The organism is Streptomyces sp. NBC_01429, from assembly GCF_036231945.1.
In the GTDB taxonomy this organism is placed as follows: Bacteria; Actinomycetota; Actinomycetes; order Streptomycetales; family Streptomycetaceae; genus Streptomyces.
This window is the reverse complement of record NZ_CP109599.1, coordinates 4,965,026-4,982,500: the sequence shown is the minus strand read 5'-3', so window position 1 is coordinate 4,982,500 and position 17,475 is coordinate 4,965,026. Positions and strand designations below refer to the sequence as shown.

Annotated in this window: 13 protein-coding genes (1 of these 13 running past the window's edge); 2 read left to right on the top strand and 11 right to left on the bottom strand. The window is 72.4% G+C overall.

From position 1 onward, the window contains the following. On the top strand, positions 1-693 hold the 3' portion of the coding sequence (locus OG627_RS21980) for an RDD family protein (protein WP_329072868.1). 225 nt of this gene lie to the left of the window's left edge; the window shows 693 of its 918 coding nt (coding positions 226-918); its start codon lies beyond the left edge, outside the window; the stop codon is at positions 691-693. 20 nt (positions 694-713) lie between these two features. Here OG627_RS21980 and OG627_RS21975 read toward each other — a convergent pair whose 3' ends face one another. The 9 genes from OG627_RS21975 to OG627_RS21935 all read right to left on the bottom strand — a co-directional run bounded on the left by OG627_RS21975 (position 714) and on the right by OG627_RS21935 (position 11,130). Next, positions 714-1,328 (bottom strand): hypothetical protein, encoded by a 615-nt coding sequence (locus tag OG627_RS21975; RefSeq protein ID WP_329067651.1) that lies wholly within the window; start codon positions 1,326-1,328, stop codon positions 714-716. A gap of 177 nt (positions 1,329-1,505) precedes the next feature. After that, entirely contained in the window at positions 1,506-2,963 is a 1,458-nt protein-coding gene (ahcY, locus tag OG627_RS21970; RefSeq protein WP_329067649.1) for an adenosylhomocysteinase, read from the bottom strand. Positions 2,964-3,188: 225 nt separating this feature from the next. After that, entirely contained in the window at positions 3,189-4,136 is a 948-nt protein-coding gene (locus OG627_RS21965) for a cation diffusion facilitator family transporter (RefSeq protein WP_329067647.1), read from the bottom strand. 87 nt (positions 4,137-4,223) lie between these two features. Next, complete coding sequence (manA, locus tag OG627_RS21960) at positions 4,224-5,399, bottom strand: mannose-6-phosphate isomerase, class I (RefSeq protein WP_329067645.1); 1,176 nt, start codon at positions 5,397-5,399, stop codon at positions 4,224-4,226. Positions 5,400-5,446: 47 nt separating this feature from the next. Next, entirely contained in the window at positions 5,447-6,619 is a 1,173-nt protein-coding gene (locus tag OG627_RS21955) for an SIS domain-containing protein (RefSeq protein WP_329067643.1), read from the bottom strand. A gap of 38 nt (positions 6,620-6,657) precedes the next feature. Continuing rightward, positions 6,658-6,840 carry a Trm112 family protein gene (locus OG627_RS21950; RefSeq protein ID WP_329067640.1) on the bottom strand — a complete coding sequence of 61 codons (183 nt, stop codon included), beginning with the start codon at positions 6,838-6,840 and terminating at the stop codon, positions 6,658-6,660. A 635-nt stretch (positions 6,841-7,475) separates the two neighbouring features. Beyond that, a complete protein-coding gene (locus tag OG627_RS21945) occupies positions 7,476-8,834 on the bottom strand; it encodes a phosphomannomutase/phosphoglucomutase (RefSeq protein WP_329067638.1) in 1,359 nt (452 codons plus the stop codon). Positions 8,835-8,928: 94 nt separating this feature from the next. Further along, positions 8,929-10,545 carry an L-lactate permease gene (locus tag OG627_RS21940; protein WP_329067636.1) on the bottom strand — a complete coding sequence of 539 codons (1,617 nt, stop codon included), beginning with the start codon at positions 10,543-10,545 and terminating at the stop codon, positions 8,929-8,931. A 156-nt stretch (positions 10,546-10,701) separates the two neighbouring features. Then, positions 10,702-11,130, bottom strand: a complete 429-nt coding sequence (locus OG627_RS21935) for a DUF3499 domain-containing protein (protein ID WP_329067634.1) — start codon at positions 11,128-11,130, stop codon at positions 10,702-10,704. 275 nt (positions 11,131-11,405) lie between these two features. On the opposite strand from OG627_RS21935, the gene OG627_RS21930 reads away from it, so the two are divergent. After that, the gene (locus OG627_RS21930; RefSeq protein ID WP_329072867.1) at positions 11,406-11,834 is read left to right on the top strand and encodes a metallopeptidase family protein; all 429 of its coding nucleotides are present in this window, start codon (positions 11,406-11,408) and stop codon (positions 11,832-11,834) included. Positions 11,835-11,930: 96 nt separating this feature from the next. Here OG627_RS21930 and OG627_RS21925 read toward each other — a convergent pair whose 3' ends face one another. Further along, the gene (locus OG627_RS21925; RefSeq protein ID WP_329067632.1) at positions 11,931-13,502 is read right to left on the bottom strand and encodes a DUF5719 family protein; all 1,572 of its coding nucleotides are present in this window, start codon (positions 13,500-13,502) and stop codon (positions 11,931-11,933) included. After that, the gene (locus tag OG627_RS21920; protein ID WP_329067630.1) at positions 13,499-17,374 is read right to left on the bottom strand and encodes a glycosyltransferase family 2 protein; all 3,876 of its coding nucleotides are present in this window, start codon (positions 17,372-17,374) and stop codon (positions 13,499-13,501) included. Before OG627_RS21920 ends, OG627_RS21925 begins: the two co-directional genes overlap by 4 nt. Between the last annotated feature and the right edge of the window lie 101 nt (positions 17,375-17,475).

Below are 17,475 nucleotides of genomic sequence, written 5' to 3'. Positions count from 1 at the left end.
CACGGTCGCTCGCTGGGGAAGATGGCCGTCGGTCTGCGGGTCGTGCGGGACGACGGCGGGCCCATACGGTTTCGGCACGCGCTCGTGCGCGGGGCGTTGGGCGTGGTGGAGCTGCTGATGTCGTTCGGCGTCATCGCGTGCGTCGCGTCGCTGGTGTCGGCGCGGGGCCGGCGGATCGGGGACGTCTTCGCGGGGACGCTGGTGGTACGGGAGCGGGTACCTGTCTCGCAGCTGGCTGCGGTTCCGCCGCCTCCGCCATGGCTCGTGGGGCGGTTCGCGGAGCTGGATCTGTCCGCCGTGCCGGATGATCTGTGGCTCGCCGTACGCCAGTACCTCACGCGGATGAGGCAGCTCGACGCCTCGGTGGGCCGGTCGATGGCCGAGCGGCTCGCGGGTGATCTGGCGGCGCGTACGGGGGCGCCGGTGCCCCAGGGGGTGCCTGCGGACGCCTACCTGGCGGCGGTGCTGAACGAGCGGCAGGCGAGGGACGCCCGGCGGGCGTTCGGCTCCCCCGGCGTACCGGGCTCGGCTCCGGCTCCGGCTCCGGCTCCGGCTCCGGCGGCTTTCGTGCCGGGTCCCGCCGCCGCCCCCGCGACCGCTCCCGCTTCTTCGTCTGCCACTTCGTCTTCGCCTTCCGCTTCCCACTCGCCCGCGCCCGCGCCGCCCGCCACCGGGTTCGTTCCGCCGGCGTAGCGCCGCTCGGGCGGGGACGGTCAAGGCAGGGTCGACGGCGGGGATTCGAGGTCTTCGAGTTCGATGCCGGGGGCCGAGAGCACCACGTCCCCGGCGAGGTGGACCGTGTGCTGCTCCCCGGTGTCCAGGGCGTTGACCTGGTACTCGTCCACGGTCAGGGGTCCGTTGTCAGTGGCGTGCGCTTCACTGTTCATCAGCGCCCAGGACTGATCGACGGTCCGGGGGGCCAGAACGGGGTGCGTGAACGCCACGAGGCGTACGCGCGTCGCGGGGGAACCGGGGGTGAGGCGCAGAAGTCGGGCGGTCGCGACGAGGAAGGCGGGGGAAGTGCCGGTGAAGGCGTGGGCGCGCACATTGCCTTCTGTGGCATGGACACCGGTGGGGTCGGTACGGACCCAGGTGACGCCGTCGAGGGCGGCGCCACGGATCTCCCAGCTCGCGGCGTGGAGTTGAAGACGGATGGGGCGGCCGAGTTCGTCGAGGGCCAGATCGACGGAGCCCGCGTGGTCGCCGGAGGGAGTGGTGATCTGGGAGACGTAGCGCCAGCCGGAAGGGCCTGGCGCGCAGTGGAAGTGTTCGTCACCGAGGGGGGTGTGATCGTGCGGATCGTGAAGCGAATAACGGCCGCGGGGCATGGGGGCTTTCGGGTCCTTCGGATCTTCGGGTCTTCGGCTGCTGATCGCGGGCACTGATCGCGGGCACGTCCGGTCACCACCGGTACGTCGCTCCGCCGCCGACGGAACAGGCCCCCGCCACGGGGGTGCGGGGGCCTGTTCTCCGGCGCGGTTACTGAGAGGCCGTGGCCTCTTGGATCAGTAGCGGTAGTGGTCGGGCTTGTACGGGCCCTCGACCTCGACACCGATGTACGTGGCCTGCTCCGGACGCAGCGTCGTCAGCCGCACGCCGAGCGCGTCGAGGTGGAGGCGGGCGACCTTCTCGTCCAGGTGCTTGGGGAGCACGTAGACGTCGGTCGGGTACTCCTCCTGCTTGGTGAACAGCTCGATCTGGGCCAGCGTCTGGTCCGCGAAGGAGTTGGACATCACGAAGGAGGGGTGGCCGGTCGCGTTGCCCAGGTTCAGCAGGCGGCCCTCGGACAGGACGATGAGGGTCTTCCCGTCCGGGAAGGTCCAGGTGTGGACCTGGGGCTTGACCTCGTCCTTGACGATGCCGTCGATCTTGGCCAGGCCGGCCATGTCGATCTCGTTGTCGAAGTGGCCGATGTTCCCGACGATCGCCTGGTGCTTCATCTTGGCCATGTCGGCGGCCATGATGATGTCCTTGTTGCCCGTCGTGGTGACGAAGATATCGGCGATGGAGACGACGTCGTCCAGCGTCGCGACCTGGTAGCCGTCCATCGCCGCCTGGAGCGCGCAGATCGGGTCGATCTCCGTGATGATCACGCGGGCGCCCTGGCCGCGCAGCGACTCCGCGCAGCCCTTGCCGACGTCGCCGTAACCGCACACGACCGCGACCTTGCCGCCGATGAGGACATCGGTGGCGCGGTTGATGCCGTCGATCAGGGAGTGGCGGCAGCCGTACTTGTTGTCGAACTTGGACTTGGTGACCGCGTCATTGACGTTGATCGCCGGGAAGAGGAGGACGCCATCACGCTGCATCTCGTACAGACGGTGGACACCGGTCGTGGTCTCCTCCGTGACACCGCGGATCTCGGACGAGAGCCGGGTCCACTTCTGCGGGTTCTCGGAGAGGGTGCGGTTCAGCAGGCGGAGGATGTAGCTGTACTCCTCGCTGTCCGCGGTCGCCGGGTCGGGAGCCTGGCCGGCCTTCTCGAACTCGACGCCCTTGTGCACCAGGAGGGTGGCGTCACCGCCGTCGTCCAGGATCATGTTCGGGCCGCCGGTGGGCGTGTTGGGCCAGGTCAGGGCCTGCTCCGTGCACCACCAGTACTCCTCCAGCGTCTCGCCCTTCCACGCGAAGACCGGAACGCCCTTCGGGTCGTCCGGGGTGCCGTTCGGACCGACCGCGATGGCGGCGGCGGCGTGGTCCTGGGTGGAGAAGATGTTGCAGGACGCCCAGCGGACGTCGGCGCCGAGGGCGACCAGGGTCTCGATGAGGACGGCGGTCTGCACCGTCATGTGCAGGGAGCCGGTCACCCGGGCACCGGCCAGCGGCTGGGCCGCGGCGTACTCCTTGCGGATCGACATCAGACCGGGCATCTCGTGCTCGGCGAGGGTGATCTCCTTGCGGCCGAACTCGGCAAGCGAGAGATCGGCGACCTTGAAGTCCTGTCGGTTGGCGACAGTCGTCATAGCGAGCTGCTCCTCGTAAAGGGGGTCGAGGGTGAATACGTACGGCTGGCTCTGCGGCGGCGGGCATACGGATGCCCGGGCGCTCGCGGCGCAGTCCGTCGGAGGCCCTCTCTCCCTCGGCCGGTCCGCACGCGGGCCGCCCGACCGCCATCAGCAGCGACGTCTGGCTCTGGTAACGAATCTACACCGACCGGCCCATCGGGCCACAGCCGAATGCGCAAGCGGTCAGTCCTTGGCCGGGTTCGTGCCGGCCGCCGCGTCCGACGCGCTGTAGATGTCCGGCTCCAGATAGATCACCCGGGCGATCGGCACGGCCTCGCGGATACGGGCCTCGGCGGCGTTGATCGCTTCGGCGACCTCGGCGGCCGTGTCGTCGTGCTCGACCGCGATCTTGGCCGCGACCAGCAGCTCCTCCGGGCCGAGGTGGAGGGTGCGCATGTGGATGATGCCGGTGACGACCTCGCCGTCGACGACCGCTGCCTTGATCTTCTTCACGTCCTCCACGCCCGCGGACTCGCCGAGGAGCAGCGACTTCGTCTCGGCGGCGAGCACCAGTGCGATCACGATGAGGAGGAGACCGATGCAGAGCGTGCCGATGCCGTCCCAGATTCCGTTACCGGTGACCACGGCGATCCCCACGCCGCCGAGCGCGAGGACGAGACCGATCAGCGCGCCGAAGTCCTCCAGGAGCACGACCGGCAGCTCGGGGGCCTTGGCCCGGCGGATGAACTCCTTCCAGGACTGCGTGCCCCGCGTGACGTTGGATTCCTTGATGGCCGTACGGAACGAGACCGACTCCGCGATGATCGCGAAGACGAGCACCCCGACGGGCCAGTACCAGGACTCGATCTCGTGCGGGTGCTTGATCTTCTCGTAGCCCTCGTAGATGGCGAACATGCCACCGACGGAGAACAGCACGATGGAGACGAGGAAGGCGTAGATATAACGCTCGCGGCCGTAGCCGAAGGGGTGCTCGGGGGTGGCCTCGCGCTTGGCCTTCTTGCCGCCGAGGAGCAGCAGTCCCTGGTTGCCGGAGTCGGCGAGGGAGTGCACACCCTCCGCGAGCATCGACGACGAGCCGCTGAAGGCGAACGCAACGAACTTGGCTACCGCGATCGCGAGGTTGGCGCCGAGCGCCGCCACGATCGCCTTGGTTCCGCCGGACGCGCTCATGGGTGCGTGGGTGTCCCTTCCTTGGTCTGCGGCCCTGGCGCCGCCGTACGGCGGGACATTGTTGCAGCAGCGGGTGACGCCGTTGTCTCAGACCACCACTGTGGCGCGGAAAACGGTTCCCGTACCGGACAGTTCGGTCTTCTCGCCCGCCGGCACGAAGACCGAACCCCCCGGGGTCAGCCCGATGTCGTTGGCGTGGGGCGCGCCCGCCGTGCAGAGCAGGATCTGCGGCGCGTCGGCCGTCAGGTCGCGCGGGGCACCGCCGGGCGCGAGGGTGTAGCGGGAGAGCCTGAACTCGTCGATGGGCGTGTCGTACAGCTCCTCGCCCGAGGCGGACGCCTCCGGGCGCAGCACACCCGGCTCGGTCGCCTCGAAGCGCACGACGCGGAGCAGTTCGGGGACGTCGACGTGCTTGGGGGTGAGGCCGCAGCGCAGCACGTTGTCCGAGTTGGCCATGATCTCGACGCCGAGGCCGTTGAGGTAGGCGTGCGGGACACCCGCGCCGAGGAAGAGCGCCTCGCCGGGCTGGAGCTGTACGTAGTTGAGCAGCATGGCCGCGACGACGCCGGGGTCGCCGGGGTAGTGGTGCGCGATCGACGCGTACGGCGTGTAGCCGCCGCCGAGACGTTCCGCCGCCGCGGCGGTCTCGGTGACCGTCGCCGCCATCTCGGCCGGGTCGGCGGCCAGGACGGCGGTCAGCACCTCGCGCAGCGCCGCCTCTTCGGGGTGGGCGCGCAGCAGGTCGACGTACGGCTTGAGCGAGTCGACGTCCAGACCCGCGAGCAGGTCGGCGGCCTCTTCCGGGGCGCGGAAGCCGCACAGGCCGTCGAAGGGGGTGAGCGCGCAGACCAGTTCGGGCTTGTGGTTGGCGTCCTTGTAGTTGCGGTGGGGCGCGTCGATGGGCACACCGCGGCTCTCCTCGTCCGCGTAACCCGCCTTCGCCTGCGCCAGATCGGGGTGGACCTGGAGGGAGAGCGGGGAGCCGGCCGCGAGGATCTTGAGGAGGAACGGCAGCCGGGGGCCGAACTTCGCGACCGTGGCCGCGCCGAGTTCCGCCTCGGGCGCGGCGTCGATGAGGTCGGAGAGGGCCTGCTCGCCGTCGCCGCCGGTGCTGTCGCGGTGGAGGCGCGAGGGGGCGCCCGGGTGGGCGCCCATCCACATCTCGGCCTGCGGCTCGCCCGTGGGGGCTTCGCCGAGCAGCTCCGGGATGGCTGTCGTGGATCCCCACGCGTAGGGGCGCACGGTGTTGGAGAGGCGGTCCATGGGTGAGCTTCCTTGTACGGGGTGATGTGGCGTGGTGGTCGTGCTCGTCAGGCGGGGGTGCCGCCCGGCGTCAGGCGGGGGGTGCCGCCCGCGAGCGCCAGATAGACCGTGGCGAAGTCGGTGACCGCGATCAGCTCCGCGAGCGCTTCCAGCTCGCTGCCCTCCTCGGGCTCCAGTTCGCTGATCGCCGTGTCGTGCCCGCTCGCCAGTTCGCGGGCCGCGGGCGCGGCGGTCAGTCCGCCCGCCGGGCGGTCCCTGAGCAGGACGATGCGGGCCCGCAGCGCCTGGCGCTCCTCCACCCGGTCGCGGAAGAAGTCGTCGTCGCCCGCCTCGCCGCCGGCCAAGTCGCCCGCGAGCAGGGCCCCGTGCGACGGGATCGCCTCGGGGAGTTCGGCGGCGAGCGCGGGCCGTCCGGTCACCTCGGCCAGGACGGCGGCGAACCGGCGCCCGGCCGGGGCCGCGGCCGTCCCCTCCGTCCAGATCAGCGGAAGGCTGTCGGCGAGTTCGGCGGCGAGCGTCTTGGCCGGGTTGCTGTACGTCGCGACAGCCGGGCCGCAGCGTTCGGCGACGCTGTCCAGCCGGTCCGCGACGAGCTGGAGCGTCTCGGCCGGCGCGGTGAGCAGACCGGCGCGGTCGAGGAGCACCAGCAGCGGTACGAGCAGCGCCCAGAGAGAGCCGGGGGCGGCGGCGCCCGCGTCCGCGTCGCCGTGTTCGTACCGTGCGTACGTCGCCGTCGCCATGGGGACCAGCAGGCCGCGCGAGCCGCCCAGCGACTCGCTCAGCGGCGACTCACCCGGTGCCACGGCGACGACCGTGCAGCCACGGCGGTACGCCTGGTCGGCCAGCAGCGACAGGCCGGGTTCGGTGCCCTCGGTGGTGACGATCAGCAGCAGATCCACCGGGCCGGCCCAGCCGGGGAGCGTCCAGCGCAGCGCCCCGGCGGCGGGAGCCACACCCGTGGGTTGCAGCCGGGTCACCGGCGCGGCGGGCCCGGCCAGCGCGGCGATCAGGTCCGCGGTGCCGGCCGCGGCGGTGCCGGAGCCCGCCATGAGTACGGCGCGGGGACGGCCCTCGGGGCTCAGCCGGGTGACGCCCGCCTCGGCGGAGTTCCGCAGCGCCGTGCGCACCCGCGCGCCCGCCTCGGCGGCGCCGCGCAGCAGACCCAGGCGGTCGGCGCGGGTCAGCTCGTCGGGGGCGTCGAGCAGCGACTCGTCGAGCATGGGGTTCAACCTCCGTTGGGCCGGGTCTGGCCGGCGCGTTACGCGGGGCGGCGGGCCTCGTCCACGAGCAGTACGGGGATGTCGTCCCGTACGGGGTAGGCCAGGCCGCAGTCCTCGCCCGTGCAGACCAGCTCCGGGGTGTCGGCCGCGGTCTGGTCGCTGAGCGGGGCGTGGCAGGCCGGGCAGGCGAGGATCTCCAGGAGACCGGCTTCGAGCGGCATGGAGGGTGTCCCTTCGAACATGTGGATCGGGCCACGTCAGGGTACCGCCGGTCGCGTCCGTGCGGGGCGCGTGTGTCTGTGGCGGGGGGGGCGGGTGCGCGGTGCGGGGTGGTGCGGGTGGTTCGTTGTGGTGCGGGTGGTTCGTTGTGGTGCGGGGGCCGGGGCACTCCGGAGGCGCATGTCCGGACGACATGCTGTGCTTTTCCGGGGGACACCCCCGGCCCCCCGTACGCCGCGTGCGGGTCTGTGCCTCAAGTGCGGGCTGTCGAGCGGAACAAATAACGCTTTATTGTCCGGACACACACCTCCTGCGACCCCGGCCCCCTCCCGCCGGTGAGCCCGACCCCGCACCGCTGATGGGAATGGGGCGGGCGGGTGCGGGCCGGTGGGCGGCCCCCACGTCTGTGGCGGGCGGGGAAGGGGGGCCCGCAGGGGGTGCGTCCGGGACAATAAAGCGTGGATTTGTGGCGCACACGACCCGCAGGAAGGCACCCGGGCCGCACGCGCCGTAAATCGTGCCGTCCCGGATGTACCCCCGGAGGGACACCCGGCCACCACCCGCACACAACCACCGGCCCCCGCCAACACCGCACCGCACCCCGCCGCCGCAACGCGCGGCCCCGCCGCGCACGCGGTTACCCGCGGATCAGCGTCAGCGCCTCGTCCCTGATCCGTTCCATCGTCGCCTCGTCCCGCGCTTCCACGTTCAGTCGTAGCAGCGGCTCCGTGTTGGACGGGCGGAGGTTGAACCACCAGTCCGTGGACGTCACCGTCAGACCGTCGAGTTCGTCGAAGGTGACGTCCTCGCGCGTCGCGAACGCCTCGCGGACGGCGGCCGTGCGGGCGGTCTGGTCGTCGACGGTGGAGTTGATCTCGCCGGAGCCGGCGTAGCGGTCGTAGGAGGAGACCAGCTCCGAGAGGGGGCCGGGCTGGGTGCCGAGCGCGGCCAGGACGTGGAGGGCGGCGAGCATGCCGGTGTCGGCGTTCCAGAACTCGCGGAAGTAGTAGTGGGCGGAGTGCTCGCCCCCGAAGACGGCGCCGGTGGCGGCCATTTCCTGCTTGATGAAGGAGTGGCCGACCCGGGTGCGTACGGGGGTGCCGCCGTGTTCCTTGACGACTTCGGGGACGGACCAGGAGGTGATGAGGTTGTGGATGACCGTGCCGCCGGGGTGCTTGGCGAGTTCGCGCGCCGCGACCAGCGCGGTGATCGCGGACGGGGAGACGCCCTCGCCGCGCTCGTCCACGACGAAGCAGCGGTCGGCGTCCCCGTCGAAGGCGAGGCCCAGGTCGGCGCCTTCGGCGAGGACGCGGGCCCGGAGGTCGACGATGTTCTTCGGGTCGAGGGGGTTGGCCTCGTGGTTGGGGAAGGTGCCGTCCAGCTCGAAGTACATCGGCACGACATCGAGCGGGAGGCCGTCGAAAACGGTCGGGACGGTGTGTCCGCCCATTCCGTTGCCCGCGTCCACGACGACCTTGAGCGGGCGGATCGCGGAGAGGTCGACCAGGGACAGCAGATACGCGGCGTAGTCGTTCAGCGTGTCGCGCTGGGTGAGGGTTCCGGGCTGGGTGACGGCGGGCGGGGCGCCCTCGGTCAGCCACCGCTCGACCAGGGCGCGGATCTGGGCCAGTCCGGTGTCCTGGCCGACCGGGGCGGCGCCGGCCCGGCACATCTTGATGCCGTTGTAGCGGGCGGGGTTGTGCGACGCCGTGAACATCGCGCCGGGGATGTTCATGTTCCCCGACGCGTAGTACAGCTGGTCGGTGGAGCAGAGCCCGATGATCGTGGCGTGGGTCCCGCGCGCGACGGCGCCCCGGGCGAAGGCCGACGCGAGGCCCGGCGACGAGGGCCGCATGTCGTGGCCGATGACGATCGCCCCGGCCTCGGTGACCTCCGAGAAGGCCGCGCCGAACAGTTCAGCGAGCCGATCGTCCAACTGGTCCGGGTACAGCCCACGGACGTCGTACGCCTTCACGATCTGCGCCAAATCGGCCACGGCCAACCCTCCTGAGCTGCTTGCACTGCGGAGTCGTCAAACTACCGGTGGACGCGGCGGTCGTCCCATCCAGCCCGGCGGGAGGCGTGGAGTCCTACGGCAGCATCCAGCCCAGTACCGGCGTGCTCTGGCCCATGACGATCAGGCACATCACCAGCAGCAGCGCCAGGCTCCACGGCAGCACCTTGCGCAGCAGGTCGCCCTCCCGGCCCGCCAGTCCCACCGCCGCGCAGGCGATCGTCAGGTTCTGCGGGGAGATCATCTTGCCGAGCACCCCGCCGGAGCTGTTCGCCGCCGCCAGCAGTTCCGGCGACAGGCCGGACTCGCCCGCCGCCGTCACCTGGAGCGCGCCGAAGAGCGCGTTGGCGGAGGTGTCCGAGCCGGAGACCGCGACGCCGAACCAGCCCAGGATCGGGGAGAGGAAGGCGAGGCCCGCGCCCGCCGCCGCGACGAAGTGGCCGATGGTGGCGGCCTGGCCGGACAGGTTCATGACGTAGGCCAGGGCGAGTACGGAGGTGACGGTGAGGATCGCGTACCGCAGCTCGCGCACGGTCGCCGCCCACTCCCGCGCCGCGTCCGCCGCCCGTACGCCGAGCACCGCGGCCGTGAGCAGGCCGGCGAGCAGGACGAGGGTGCCGCCGGTGGCGACGAGCGGCAGGGAGAAGACGTTGGCGCCGACCCGGCCGCCGTCCGCGTCGGCGACGTCGAGGAAGGGCCAGTCGAAGACGCGCGTGGCCCGGGCCAGTACCTCCTTGACCGGCGGAATCTGCGCGATCGAGAAGATGACCACGATCAGGGCGTACGGGGCGTAGGCGCGCAGCACTTGGCCGCGCGGGTCGTCCTGGTCCAGGTCGTCGCTGCGTACGCCGGTGAGCACGGAGGCGCGTACGGGCTCCGCCGCCGGTCTGCGGGCGGCGGGGAGGGCGACGAGTGCGGCGGCGCCCGCCAGCGCGGCGGCGATGTCGGCGAGTTGGGCGGAGAGGTAGTTGGAGGCGACGAACTGCGCGACGGCGAAGGCGACTCCGCAGGCCAGCGCGGGCCGCCAGGTCTCGCGCAGCCCTCGTCGGCCGTCCACGAGCCAGACCAGCACGAGGGGGACGACGAGTGCGAGCAGCGGCGTCTGCCGGCCGACGACGGAGGCGACCGTGTCCAGCGGCAACCCGGTGACCTGCGCGAGCGTCACCACCGGCGTGCCCATCGCGCCGAAGGCGACCGGCGCGGTGTTGGCGACGAGCGCGACGACGGCGGCCTTGACCGGGTCGAAGCCGAGCGCCACCAGCATCACCGCGCTGATCGCGACCGGCGCCCCGAACCCCGCGAGCGCCTCCAGGAGCGCGCCGAAGCAGAAGGCGATGACCAGCGCCTGGATGCGGGGGTCGTCGGAGAGCCGCCCGAAGGAGCGCCGCAGGACGTCGAAGTGCTGGGTGCGGACCGTCATCCGGTAGACCCAGAGGGCGTTGACGACGATCCACATGATGGGGAAAACCCCGAAGAGGGCGCCCTGCGCGCCGGCCGAGAGGGTCTGGCCGAGGGGCATGGCGAAGACGAGCCAGGCCACCAGCACGGCGACGGCCAGCCCGATCAGCCCGGCGAGATGGGCCCTCATCCGTACGGCGCCGAGCAGGACCAACACAGTGACCAGCGGTAACGCCGCGACGAGGGCGGAGAGCGCGAGCGAGTCGGCGACGGGTTCCAGTTGCTGTACGAACACGACAGTCCTCCGGATTCCGCGATACGGAAACTGATCTCTCACGAGTGGAGGAATGGTCGTGCGCACGACAAGGCGGGGTCAATGGGTCGCACAGGATCCGTGACCGAAGAAATCAGCCGGACGAACGCCGGGACACCGGGGACACCGGGCGCGACGTCAGGATTCCGGCGAGCGCAGCACCCGCAGATGCCCGCGCCGCCCGACCTCCACCGGGTCTCCGCCGCGCGCGCCCTTGCCGCCGCCCTCCGGCGACGGGCGCTCCTGCGGCCGGGCCGCTTCGCGCACCGCGTTGGCGAGTGCTTCGAGATCGTCACCGCTCGGGCGCGACGGGGCCGAGCCGTCCGTCAGACGGACGACCTCCCAGCCGCGCGGAGCGGTCAGTCGCTCGCTGTGTTCCGCACACAGGTCGTAGCAATGAGGCTCGGCGTAGGTGGCGAGCGGGCCGAGGACCGCGGTCGAGTCGGCATAGACGTACGTCAGTGTCGCGACAGCGGGACGGCCGCACGCGGTGCGCGAACAGCGACGTACAGGGCTCACGATGTTGGACGGTACCGCACTCTTGAGCGGGCCGCGACGACTCGCCACCACGTCACCCGCCCGTGTCGCGGCATGATCCCCCGCCCGAGTTGGCCGGAATCAACTGCCCTGACCTGCGCGGAAAGCGGCGTGACGGAGCGGCGACACCCCGTGACACGGTCGCCACTTGGGACAAAACCCATCAATGAAGGCGAGAGCGGCGATCGCGAGAGCGCATGGAATCGAGCCCAAGCTTGGCCGGAATGCTCAATATGCGACATGCCGCACGAGGGGGGTACCGACCGCGATATTGAGATCCCTGGGAGGGCTACCCTGCGTCAGTGATGGACAGTCCCGTACCTCCCCGCCCGGCCGAGCAGGGACCGCGCCGCCGCGACCGGCACGGCCGCGGTATGCGCGGTCCCGTCGCGCCGCCCCAGGTGCCGCTCTCGATCAGCCGCTCGGAGTCCTTCCGCGATCTCGTGCGGGACTCCGTGGACCGGCTGGAGCGGCGCTGGCCCCAGCTGTCCGACGTCGATTTCCTGGTCCTGGACGTGCCGGAGACGCTGGAGGACACCGTGCCCCTCGGCAGCTCGGTACCGGCGGCCAAGGACCGGCCGGCGCGCATCATGGTCTACCGGCGGCCCGTCGAGATCCGCACCAAGAACCGCGACGAGCGCGCGTTGCTGGTCCACGAGGTCGTGGTCGAGCAGGTCGCGGAGCTGCTCGGACTGGCCCCCGAGTCCGTCGATCCCCGGTACGGGCAGGAGTGAGCCCGGGACCGGAGGCGCCGATGTGAGCCGAGGGGGGAATGGGGGGAGAGCCAGGGGGACGTGGGGGCGAAGCCTGGCTCCGTCCCCCCGTACCCGCTACTTCCCGTCGTCCAGGATCGACAGGTCTTCCCTGGCCCTCGGTACGGAGACGGTCCCCCGGTCGTCCGGCAGCGTCTGCACCGTGAACATCGAAATGCCGTCCTCCGGCAGCGCGAGCATCCGCGCCGCATGGACCGGACCACCCGACTCCGGTTCCACCGTCAGCGCGTACGCCCCCTTCAGCCCTGCGGGCGCCGAGGGCTGGACACTCAGGGTCGTACCGGCCTTGACGCTGTACGTCTCCACCTTCGCCTCGCCGCCCCCGCTGCCCGCCGAGGCCGTGACCTTGACCTTCGCGGCGTCGCCCGGCGCGGTCAGATAGAGCGTCGAGCCCTTGGCGCGGTTGTCGGCCACGGTCGCCCGCGACGCGATCGGCCCGGTCGCCGGGATGAACGCGATCTCCCGCTTGTCGCCCTTGCCCCTGACCACGCGCAGCGCCGTGACCACCGGCGCCGAGCGGGCGCCGTCGGACGGGCTGACGATCAGCGAACCGGCCTCGCCCTTGGTGACGTCGGACAGGTCGAGCGCCGCCGTCATCCTGGACTTGACGTGCAGCGTCTCGTACCCGGCCGGGGTGATCGTGCCGTCGGCGCCCGCGAGCTGCACCTTCAGGTCCGCGTCGTCGTTGCCGGTCGCGAACGCCACCAGCCGCACATCGGTCGCGTCCGCCGGAATGCCCGGCATCACCTGACGGCTCCCGGCGTCCGCCGCGGCGGCCAGCCAGTCGCTGCCGCCCGCGCTGTCCTCCGCGCGCACCGCCGCGCCGACCCTGCCCGTACGGGTGGTGACATGGACGGTCACGCTGGGGGCGTCCTCGGCGGTCAGGGTGGACAGCAGCACCGGAACGGTGGACCGGGCGGGGACCGGGATGCCCTCCCCCGCCTCCGACTTGATCACGCCGTCCTTCCCGTACAGCTCGATGTCCACGACGGCCACCGTGTCGTCGGGGTTGGTGAGGTGCACGTAGTCCTGGCGCGACCGCTCGGTGCTCGCGCCGGGGAACCAGAAGTCGGTGTCCGGCGCGGTGCAGGTCATGCCCAGCAGGCCGCGCGCGTCGCCCACGCTCACCGCGGTGGTCTGCTGCGTCGTCCAGCCGGGGGCGAACCTGCCGGTGGCGACGCCGACCAGGGCCGGTACCTCGGCGCCGCTCGCCTCGACGGTGACGGGCTTGCCCGGCTCCTTCAGCGCGACGAACGGCTTCGCCTTCGCCGCGTCCTTCTTCGCGTCGTCCTGCTTCTTCTCGTCCTTCTTCGTGTCGCCGGAGTCCGTACCGCCGGAGTCCGCCAGGGTGACGGTGGACTTCTTCAGCTCCGCCGATCCGCCCTCCTCCTCGCCCGCCTCACGGTCAGCCCCGCCCTTGCCGGTGGGCGTGACGGAGGTGTACGTCGTCTCCGCCACCTCCGACACGCTCGGCGCCGGGCAGAGCTGGGTGGTGCGCTCCACCGGCAGCCGCGCGGCCGAGCCGGACGCCGCCGTGTCACCGGCGGCCGGGGCGGTCATGGAGGCGAATCCGGTGATGGCGGCGAGGGCGGTGGCGGCCGCGAGGAGGGAGATGCTCGTACGGTTCACTGGTTGCTGCTCCCGTCGGGGCGCTGACGCGGTTCGTTCTCGGGGCCGTCGGGGTAGGGCGGCTGCTGGGCGTAGCCGTACGGGTCGTAGGACGGCGCGTCGTACTGCTGCTGCCCGTCCTGCTGGTACGGGGCACCGGCCTGGTACTGGCCCTGCTGGTACTCACCCTGCGGGTAGTCGCCCTGCTGGTAATCGCCCTGCTGGTACGGGTCGGCGGCGTACTGCTGCTGCTGGTAGGGCTGCTGGTACTGGCCCTCGCCGTACTGCTGCGCCTGCGGGGTCTGCTGTGCCTGCTGTGCCTGCTGTGCCTGCTGTGCCTGCTGTGCCTGCTGTGCCTGCTGTGCCTGCTGTGCCTGCTGCGGGTAGTCCGCGCCCGCGTAGGTACGCGGGTCCCACTCGTCGTACGCCGGCTGCCGCGGCACGGCCCCGTACCCCTCCTCCGGCGCGCCGGGGGCGACCGGGGGCGGCGGCGGGACGGGGGCCTGCTGCCCGGTGTCGTACTCCGGCGCCTGCGCGGACTCGGGGGTACGCGACGGGGCGGGCGCGGCCTGCGGTGCCCCGTCGCCCTCGGTGTCCCGCGCGGCCTCCGCCTCCGTCTCGGCCGCCGCGGCCTCGGCCGCCGCGCGCAGCCTGCGCGCCCGGCGTCCCTCGCCCGATCCCTGCTGCTCCGGGATGTCCAGCTCCTCCTCGGGCAGGTCGTCGTCGATCTCCCGGCGACGCCCCGGCAGGGCGAGCACCAGCAGGACGACGGCGAGCGCGATCTGCGTCCAGATCCACACGGTGTGCGTGAAGGTGTCCTCGTACGTGAGGTCGAGCCGGCCGCCCTCGGCCGGCAGCTCGAAGCCCTGCGCCCAGCCGTCGACGGTCTTCTTCGTGAGGACCTTGCCGTCGAGCGTGGCCTGCCAGCCATCGGCGGCCCGGTCCGCGATCCGCAGGATCCGCCCGGAGGCGCCCGCCGGGATCTTCGTGTGCGCCTCGACGGGCGCGGACGCGACGGCCAGCGGCTCGCCCTCGCCCTTGCCGTCGACGATGGTGGCCCGCGAGATCTGCCGGTCCACGCGCCACAGCGCGCTGCCGTCCAGCTGGCTGAGCCGGGTCAGACCCGGGGTGGCGTCCAGGACGCGGCCCGTCTGCCGGGGCACTCCGTCCCGTACGAGCACGTACCGGATCGCGAAGCCGCTGAGGTGGTCGGTCTGGTCGGCGCCGGAGCCGGCGACCAGATTGGCGACGATCTTGTCGAGCCGCTCGTCCCCGCCGCCGGACGCGGTCAGCTCGGCGTCGCCGAGCCGCGCGCCGGAGCCGCGGACCAGGGAGTACGACACCTCGGCCGCCGAAGTACCGCCCAGGACCAGGGTGCGCGGCTGGTCGCGGGTGACGGACTCCTCGGCGACGAACGCGGGCACCTGCACCGGGTCGCGGCGCTCCAGCGGGCCCGCGGCGCCGCCGATCATCCAGCCGAGGGCGACGATCAGCGGGCCGAGGCCCGCGGCGGCGGCGATGAGGACGGCGACGGGCTGGCGCCAGCCGAAGCTCTGCTCGGCGACCCGGATGCGGGCGCCGTCGGCGCCGAGCACGGCGGCCGCGATCAGCGCGAGTCCGTAGAGCAGGGTGGCGGGTCCGGCCCAGCCGGAGTTGTTGGACAGGACGGCGAAGACCAGCGCGACCAGCGCGGCGGCCCAGGCCGTACGGATCGCGAACTGCCGCTCGGCGCGCAGCAGGGCCGCCAGCGCGGCCAGCACGATGCCGAGCATGAGGATGCCGCCGGCCGCCTTCGGGCCGCCGGGGCTGATGCCGAGCAGGTCGAGCGCGGAGGCCGAGCCCGTACCGAATTCGAGACCCGCTTCGCGGAAGAGGGCGCCGGGGTCGGACAGCAGCGACAGCGACCAGGGCGCGAGCATCAGGATCGGCGTGCCGAGCGCGGCGAGCACGCGCGGCGCGTACGCCTTGAGGTCGGTCCTGCGCAGCGCGAGGACGCCGACGGCGAGTACGACCGCCACCGGCCAGACGACCGGGGTGAAGGCCATCGCGAAGGTGAGCAGGAAGGCGTACGCCCAGGTGGCGCGCCAGCTGCCGCGGCTCTCGCCGTGCGCGCCCTCGCGCATGCCGTACGCGGAGACGGCGGCGCGGGCGATCAGCGGCAGCAGGACGGCGAGTACGGCGGTGCCGAGCCGCCCGGTCGCCAGGGCGCCCGTGGCGGCGGGCAGGAAGGCGTACGCGACGCTCGCCCAGGCGCGCAGCAGCCGGGACGGCACCAGGGGCCGGGAGGCGAAGTAGGCGGTGATCCCGGCCAGCGGTACGGAGCAGACCAGCAGCAGGGTCAGCGCGAAGCCGGTGGAGCCGAGGAACAGCGCGGACAGGGCCGCGAGTACGGCGAGGTAGGGCGGCGCGGTGTCGGTGAGCCCCGTACCGACGGGGTGCCAGCCGTCGGCGTACCGGGACCACAGGTCGGAGACGTCGGCGGGCGCCGGGAGCAGGGCCCCGCCCGCGAGCGCGCCGCCGCCGAACAGGCCCCTGCAGGCGATGACGGAGACGAGCAGCAGGACGGCGAAGAGGACCGGGCCCGGCTTGTGGACCAGCTTCTTCAGCCGGGCGAACTGCTCGACCTCCATGAAGTCGGCGTCGTCGCCCCCGGGGCCGGACTCGACGGCGCCGTGGCGCGAGCCGCCGGTGTCGGAGTCGGAGTCGCCGCCGAGGCTGGCGGCGACCTGTTCGACCGTGACGCGGATCGTCGCGCCGGCGGGCGGGAAGAGGGGGCGCAGTTCGGCCGCCTCCACGACGCCCTTGCCGCGCTCCTTGCGGCCGCTGACGATCCGTCCGGGCCGCAGCAGGGTGCCGAAGAGGCCCATGACCTCGTCGATGGCCTGGCCGGGCGCCTTGCCGACGAGATAGGCGAGGGTGCGCAGCAGGGTGCCGATGACGAGGCGGAACAGGACGTACGGGAGGACGGCGGCCCGCGCGTTGACGAGCATCGTGTAGGCGGCGCCGGCCTTGTCGACGCGGTGCGGGTTGACGACGGAGCGGCCCGCGCAGTCGACCGTGCGGCGCTCGCGGGCGGACGCCTCGGCGTGCCGCAGGACGGCGTCGGGGGCGATGAGGACGCGGTGCCCGGCGGCGTGCACGCGCCAGCACAGGTCGACGTCGTCGCGCATGAGGGGCAGCGCGCGGTCGAAGCCGCCGAGTTCGTCCCAGACGTCGCGGCGGATGAGCATGCCGGCGCTGGAGACGGACAGGACGGTGCGGACCTGGTCGTGCTGGCCCTGGTCCTGTTCGCGCCGGTCGAGGCCGGTCCAGCGGCGTCCGCTGTTGGCGATGGAGACGCCGACTTCGAGAAGCTGCTTGCGGTCGTACCAGCCGCGGAGTTTGGGGCCGACGACGGCGGCGTACTCGTCGGAGTCGGCGACGCGCAGCAGTTCGGCCAGCGCGTCGGGGGCGGGCGCGCAGTCGTCGTGGAGGAGCCACAGCCACTGCACCGGTTCGCCGTGCGGCAGTTCGGGGAGGCTGTAGTTCTCGTCCTGCCAGGTCTTGGTGACCGGGTCCCAGCCGCCCGGCCGCTTCAGGTACGGCAGTTCGTCGGGCGTGAGCACCCCGGCGATCCGGGCGGCCTCGTCGACCGCCGTGCCGAAGCCGGACCTGCGGGCGAGATGCAGCACATGGTCGTCGCCGAGCGCCTCGGTGAGCAGTTGGGCGGATTCGTCGGCGCTGCCGGTGTCGGCTGCCATGACGTTCTGTACGGGGCGTTCCTGGCCCAGCAGCCCGGCGAGGGCGTCGGGCAGCCAGCGCGCGCCGTCATGGGAGACGAGCACCGCGGTCACGACGTGCCGGGGGAACTCGGGGGCGGTGGCGGGAACGAACGCGGCTGTGGTGGGGGACATTGAGGTGGCGGGCCCTCCGGCCGGGGGGTCGCCCCGAAGGGGCGTTGGAGCGTCTCGGACGGGGCCCCACACTAACGGTAGGAGCGGACACCGAGCGCCCG